The organism is Verminephrobacter aporrectodeae subsp. tuberculatae At4, from assembly GCF_000193225.1.
Lineage (GTDB): Bacteria > Pseudomonadota > Gammaproteobacteria > Burkholderiales > Burkholderiaceae_C > Acidovorax > Acidovorax aporrectodeae.
In genome coordinates, this window is the sequence record NZ_AFAL01000706.1 from 1 (window position 1) to 6,719 (window position 6,719).

Consider the following 6,719-nt stretch of genomic DNA (forward strand, 5'->3'; position numbering starts at 1 on the left):
CCGCCGTGCGTGGCAAACGGATACCAGACGCAGCGGGTGTTTTCCAGCAGGCGGGGCAGCCGCGCGTCCAGTTCGGTGATCGGATGCGCGGCGTCCACGGCGAGCGCCTCAGGCGCCGCGGCGGGGCCCAGGCGGTAGCCGTCCCAGACCTCGCGCTCCGGGTCCTTGGGCTGGCAAAACAGCGTGCTGTGGCCATCGTGCGTCAGCACCAGGCAGGCGCCGGGCTCGGTGAACCCCGTGAGGTAATAAAAGTAGCTGTCGTGGCGGTACAGGAATTCACTGTCCCGGTTGCGCAGCTGCTCCGGCGCCGTGGGGACGATGGCCATGCCCCCCGGGCCGAGTTGGGCGGCAAGTTGCGCACGGCGCTGGGTGTGGACGGATGCGTGCAGGGTGGTGTTCATGGCAGGGCAGGAGAGAGGGCATTGAGTTCGGCGAGGCGGGCGGGCGTTCCCACGTCGGCCCAGTGGCCGCCATAGAGCTGCGCGCTGACGCGGCGATTGTCCATGGCGCGCTGCAGCAGCTGCAACAGCGGGGTCCGGACGCCGCCCGGGTTGCCCGCCGGTATGTCGCACCAGGGCGGCGCAAACAGCTGCGCGCGCAGCAGCGCGAAGGTGCTGTAGGTGTAGCGCGGCGCGGGGTCGTCGGCAGGCAGGTTCAGCGCCAGTCCGTCAACCGACAGACCGAAATCGCCGCGCGGTTTGTTCGCCGGATTGGGCACCAGCCACAAATGCGCCAGATGCTCGCTTGCGGCAAAGGCCTGCACGGCGGCGCTGTGGAACCCGAAGTCGGGCGCAAACACATCGCCTGCCGCAAGCCAGAACAGCGGCCCCAGTTGCGGCAACGCGCGCGCAATGCCGCCCGCGGTTTCCAGCGCGCGGCCAAAATCCGCCGCTTCGTCCGAGTAGGCAATGGACAGCGGCCGGCGCTCGCCGTCCGGGCATTGCAGGCCAAAGCTGTTTGAAAAATGCGCGCTGATCTGCGCTCCCAGCCAGGCGGTATTGATGACCACCCGCCCCACCCCGGCCGCGTGCAGCGCCTGCAACTGCCAGTGCAGCAGCGGCAGCCCCTGCACCTGGAGCAGGGGTTTGGGGATGGTGTCGCTCAGGGGGCGCATACGCTCGCCACGGCCCGCAGCCAGGAGCATGGCGGGAACCTGCCCGGCCATGGCGTCGGGGTCTGTGCCGCCGTTTCCTTCACGGTGCCCATTGGCGAGGTCGGTGGTCAGAGGCAGTCCTTGCATGGAGCGCACTGTAGTGCATGGACACTGCCTGTTGCTGCGCATGCGCGACCGTTGTTCCTGCGCACTGAGAAATAGGGCCTGCACGAATTGGATGCACACTGTGGCCCCGAATTGGTGCGCCGCCCGCGATTCCTGCAAACGCCGCAGGCAACGCACTGTTTCGGTGCCTTCCGGAAGTTGCCCGGTCGGTCCGCTCCTTCATAGTGCAGCGGCCGCACCAGGCCGGCACGAAAACTGCTCTCTTTTCCAGAAGTTTTTTCAACAAGCGCTTTTATCAGCCAGCACTTTACCCAGGAGAACCCGATGGCCAAAACCGTTGCAGACGTGATGAAGATGGTGCAGGAGAACGAAGTCAAATTCATCGACTTCCGTTTCACCGACACCCGTGGCAAGGAACAGCACGTGACCGTTCCCGTGTCGCACTTCGACGAGGACAAGTTCACGTCCGGCCATGCATTCGATGGTTCGTCGGTCGCGGGCTGGAAGGGCATCGAAGCCTCGGACATGCAACTCATGCCCGACCCCCATACCGCCAACATCGACCCCTTCTACGAAGAAACCACGCTCTTCCTGCAATGCGATGTGATCGAGCCCGGTGACGGCAAGGCCTACGACCGCGACCCGCGCTCCATCGCCAAACGCGCCGAAGCCTACCTGAAGGCATCCGGTCTGGGCGACACGGCGTACTTCGGCCCGGAGCCGGAATTCTTCCTCTTCGACGGTGTGCGCTGGTCCAACGAACCCGGCAAGGTGATGTTTGAAATTGAGGAATACGAGGCTCCCTGGAACTCGGGCGCGAAGCTCGAGGACGGCAACCGCGGCCACCGCCCGAGCGTCAAGGGCGGCTACTTTCCCGTGCCTCCCGTGGACAGCACGCAGGACATGCGCGCCGAAATGGCGCTGGTCCTCGAATCGCTGGGGATTCCGGTCGAAGTGTTCCACCACGAAGTCGCTGGCGCCGGGCAAAACGAGATCGGCACCAAATTCAGCACCCTGGTCGAGCGCGCCGACTGGACCCAGGTCCTGAAATACGTGGTCTGGAACGTGGCCAACGCCTACGGCAAGACCGCCACCTTCATGCCCAAGCCCTACGCGGGCGACAACGGCTCGGGCATGCACGTGCACCAGTCGATCTGGAAGGACGGCAAGAACCTGTTCGCCGGCGACGGCTACGCCGGCCTGTCGGACTTCGCGCTGTACTACATCGGCGGAATCATCAAGCACGCACGGGCCCTGAACGCCATCACCAACCCCGGAACGAACTCGTACAAGCGGCTGGTTCCCGGCTTTGAAGCGCCGGTGAAGCTGGCCTACTCGTCGCGCAACCGCTCGGCATCGATCCGCATTCCCTACGTGGCCAATCCCAAGGGCCGGCGCATCGAGGCGCGCTTCCCCGATCCGTCGGCGAACCCCTACCTGGCTTTCTCGGCCCTGATGATGGCCGGTCTGGACGGCGTGGAAAACAAGATCCACCCCGGCGAAGCCGCAACCAAGGACCTGTACCACCTGCCGCCCGAAGAAGACAAGCTGGTGCCGACCGTGTGCCACAGCCTGGACCAGGCGCTGGACTATCTGGACAAGGGACGCGGCTTCCTGACCAAGGGCGGGGTGTTCACCGACACCATGCTCGACGCTTACATCGAACTCAAGATGGCCGAAGTTACACGCTTTCGCATGGCGCCCCACCCCGTCGAGTACGATATGTACTACTCGCTCTGATCGTCTGGCGGCTGGCCCCGGTGGGGGTCCGTGGCGGGGTAGCGCCACAGGGCCACGCAACGGCCGATCCGTGCAAAACCCTGCACGGATCGGCCGTTGTGCCGGATGGGGAGAGGGGGTGCTGGGTGGATATTCCCCCGCCCCCGTGCCAGCATGAGGAAATCCGATGAAAAGAACGCTCGCCTCCCTGCTGCTCCTGGCCTTCACGCTCCCGGCTGCCCTGGCGCAGGAGCGCGTCTACCGCTGCGGCAACGAATACACGAACGATGCTGCCCAGGCCAAGGCGCGCGGTTGCAAGCCGGTCGATGGAAGCCACGTCACGGTGCTGAAAGGCAGCCGCGCCGCACCGGGCTCAGGTTTCGTGCAGAACCCGGGCCTTGCGCAGACCCCGGGGCCTGCTGCACCCGCACCTGCACCGAACATGGGCCATACCGTGCAAAAGACCTGGGCCGCGACCCGGGACCCCGTCAGCGACCCCGCCCGGGCCTCGGGTGGGCGCAGCCTCCTCGAGTCCGAACTGCACCATACCCGACCCGACAAGCAACACGAGGACGCCTCCGAGGGCAATGCGCCGGATTGGCGCAACCCGCAGCGCTACCTGGAGCGGATGATGTCTACTTGGAAGGGCCAGCGCGACTGATCGGGAGCGCTTGGTGGATATCCCCCCTCCCCCGCTTCAGTGTGAAACCGGATGAAAAAACACTTGCCACCCTGCTGCTCATTGCCCTCACGCTCCCGGTCGCCTTGACGCAGGAGCGCGTCTACCGCTGCGGCAATGAGTACACGAACAACGCCACCCGGGGCAAGGCGCGCGGCTGCAAGCTCATCGAAGGGGGGTACGTCACGGTGCTGCAAGGCAACCGGCCCGCAGCAGCCCCTGCACCGGGTCCGACCCTTGCGGCGGCGGGTCCATCCTCTGCGCCGCGGGTGAGCAGCAGCGACCAAAAGGCCCGGGATTCCGATGCGCGCGCCATCCTCGAAGCCGAACTGCGCAAAGCCGAAGCACGCCATGCCGAGCTCATCAGGGAATACAACGACGGCACCCCCGAGCACAATGCGCTCGATTTGCGCAACCCGCAGCGCTACGCGGAGCGGACGGCGGAACTCAAGGCCGGCCTGTCGCGCAGCGAAAGCGACATCGCGGGAATCAAGCGCGAACTGGCCCGCCAGCCGGCTGCATCTGCCTCCGCCAACTGACCGCAGCATGTGAGTCTTTCGCCCTCTGCCGACCCCCCGGGCGCCAGCGCTGAACGCTTTCATGCGCTGGACTTGGTGTCCACTCTGGTGGCGGTGCTGCGCGCCGGCGATGGCGCAGTGCAGTTCGCCAATGCAGCGCTGGAGAACACCCTGGGCCTGTCCCGGCGCACGCTCGAAGGCGCCGACTTCGCCAGCTTTCTTACCGACCCCGCGCTGCTGCGGACGGCGCTGACCGGTGTGCGCAACCGGGACTTTGCCGCGCTGCGCTACGAGGCCGGCCTCAAGCGCCTGCACCAGGACCCGGTGCCGGTGCACGTCAACGTGGCCGGCGCCGAGCAGGCCGGCGACATCCTGGTCGAGCTCTGGCCGATCGAGCAGCAGGCGCGGCAGGAGCGGGAGGAGCGCTTGCTCGATCAGGCCCAGGCGCACAAGGAACTGATCCGCAACCTCGCGCACGAGATCAAGAACCCGCTGGGCGGCATTCGCGGCGCCGCGCAGCTGCTCGAGATGGAGCTCGAAAGCCGCGAGCTCACCGAGTACGCCCAGGTCATCATCCACGAAGCCGACCGCCTGCAGGGCCTGGTGGACCGGCTGCTGGCGCCGCACCGCCACCCGCATCGGGTGGGCGACGTGAACATCCACGAGGTGTGCGAGCGCGTGCGCTCTCTGGTGCTGCTCGAGTACCCCCAGGGGCTCGAGGTCCGGCGTGATTACGACACCTCGATCCCCGAGTTCCGCGCAGACCGGGCACAGCTCATCCAGGCCGTGCTGAACATCGTGCAGAACGCGGCCCAGGCGCTGTCCGAGCGCATCGCAGCGGACGCCGCCGTGATCACGCTGCACACCCGCGTGGTTCGACAGGCGACGTTTGGCCGAAAGCGCTATCGGCTGGCACTGGAATTGCGTGTCATCGACAACGGCCCGGGTGTTCCCGACGCCATCAAGGAGCGGATTTTTTACCCTCTGGTATCGGGCCGGGACGGGGGATCGGGGCTGGGGCTCACGTTGGCGCAAACCTTCGTCCAGCAGCATCACGGGTTGATCGAATGCGACAGCGTGCCGGGTTGCACCGATTTCCGGATCCTGATCCCCCTGCCCTGAGGATCACGGCACACACACACACACACACACACAGGCCAAGGGAAGAAAAACATATGAAGCCGATCTGGATAGTGGATGACGACCCTCGATCCGCTTCGTTCTGGAAAAAGCGCTGGCGCGTGAAAACCTGCCCACGCGCAGTTTCACGCAGCCGCGCGAAGTGCTCGACGCGCTCGCGGACATCAGCGCGGGCGACCCCACGCGGCAAGGCCCGCAGGTCCTGGTGAGCGATATCCGCATGCCCGGCGGCTCGGGCCTGCAATTGCTGGAGAAGCTGCGCGAGCTCCAGCCGGGCCTGCCCATCCTCATCATGACGGCCTACTCCGATCTGGACAGCGCCGTCTCGGCGTTCCAGCGCGGGGCCTTCGAATACCTGCCCAAGCCCTTCGACCTGACCAAGGCCGTGGAGCTGATTCGCCGCGCGGTGGAAGAGAGCCAGCGCGAAGAGGTCATCGAAGAACGCCCGGGCGCCACGCCCGAGATGCTCGGCCAGGCGCCGGCGATGCAGGACGTATTCCGTGCCATCGGCCGCCTGAGCCAGAGCCAGGTCACCGTGCTGATCACCGGCGAATCGGGATCGGGCAAGGAACTGGTCGCGCGTGCGCTGCACCGGCATTCGCCCTGCGCGGAAGGTCCCTTCGTGGCCATCAATACCGCGGCCATCCCCAAGGACCTGCTGGAATCCGAACTGTTTGGCCACGAGCGCGGAGCCTTCACGGGCGCGCAGACCCAGCGGCGCGGCCGCTTCGAGCAGGCCGAAGGCGGAACCCTGTTCCTCGACGAAATCGGTGACATGCCCTTCGACTTGCAGACGCGCCTGCTGCGCGTGCTCTCGGACGGCCAGTTCTACCGCGTCGGCGGCCATGCAGCGGTCAAGGCGCACGTGCGCGTGATCGCCGCCACCCACCAGGACCTGGAAAAGCGCGTCCAGGACGGTGTTTTCCGCGAAGACCTGTTCCACCGCATCAACGTCATCCGCCTGCGCCTGCCCGCGCTGCGCGAGCGGCACGAGGACGTGCCCATGCTCACGCGTCATTTCCTCCAGCAAAGCGCGCGGCAACTGGGCGTGGAACCCAAGCGCATTGCCGATTCGGCGCTCGCGCTGCTCGGGCAGTTTGCCTTTCCGGGGAATGTGCGCCAGCTGGAAAACATCTGCCACTGGCTCACCGTGATGGCGCCGGCCCAGGTAATCACGTTGCAGGACCTGCCCCCGGAGGTGCTGCAGGCCCCCGCGTACCGGCCGCCCGTGCGCGTCGTCGACAGCGCGCAGCCTGCGGCGCCCGCGCGCGAGCTGCCGAGTGCCCAGCACCCCGTGCTGCCCGCCGCAGCAGGCGTCGCACCGGACGCGGATGCGCCAGCCGCCCTGGCAGCGGACATGCCACTGCCGCCGCCTTCCGACGCCGGCTGGGAACAGGCCCTGGAAACGGAGGCGCAAAAACTGCTCGCGGGCGGCCGGCCGCAG

The 6,719-nt window shown here is 66.6% G+C and carries 6 protein-coding genes and 1 pseudogene; 5 read left to right on the top strand and 2 right to left on the bottom strand.

All coding sequences use genetic code 11. The features are described 5' to 3' along the window. Together VTU_RS28885 and VTU_RS0120090 are read right to left on the bottom strand one after the other, a co-directional pair. Positions 1-401: aminopeptidase P N-terminal domain-containing protein (locus VTU_RS28885; RefSeq protein WP_010107908.1), on the bottom strand; the 401-nt coding region annotated here is incomplete at its 3' end. Continuing rightward, a complete protein-coding gene (locus VTU_RS0120090; RefSeq protein WP_029554595.1) occupies positions 398-1,165 on the bottom strand; it encodes a nucleotidyltransferase family protein in 768 nt (255 codons plus the stop codon). The genes VTU_RS0120090 and VTU_RS28885, both read right to left, overlap by 4 nt. Before the next feature lie 378 nt (positions 1,166-1,543). Between VTU_RS0120090 and glnA the strand changes: the two genes are divergently transcribed. The 5 genes and pseudogenes from glnA to ntrC all read left to right on the top strand — a co-directional run. Further along, complete coding sequence (glnA, locus tag VTU_RS0120095) at positions 1,544-2,959, top strand: type I glutamate--ammonia ligase (RefSeq protein ID WP_010107912.1); 1,416 nt, start codon at positions 1,544-1,546, stop codon at positions 2,957-2,959. Positions 2,960-3,125: 166 nt separating this feature from the next. Next, on the top strand, positions 3,126-3,599 hold the full coding sequence (locus tag VTU_RS28890; RefSeq protein ID WP_010107914.1) for a hypothetical protein: 474 nt from the start codon (positions 3,126-3,128) through the stop codon (positions 3,597-3,599). 41 nt (positions 3,600-3,640) lie between these two features. Then, a complete protein-coding gene (locus VTU_RS0120105) occupies positions 3,641-4,156 on the top strand; it encodes a hypothetical protein (protein ID WP_010107916.1) in 516 nt (171 codons plus the stop codon). A 75-nt stretch (positions 4,157-4,231) separates the two neighbouring features. Further along, the gene (glnL, locus tag VTU_RS0120110; protein WP_040893418.1) at positions 4,232-5,257 is read left to right on the top strand and encodes a nitrogen regulation protein NR(II); all 1,026 of its coding nucleotides are present in this window, start codon (positions 4,232-4,234) and stop codon (positions 5,255-5,257) included. Between the two features lie 53 nt (positions 5,258-5,310). Then, positions 5,311-6,719, top strand: a pseudogene (gene ntrC, locus VTU_RS28895) (nitrogen regulation protein NR(I)); the annotation flags it as partial.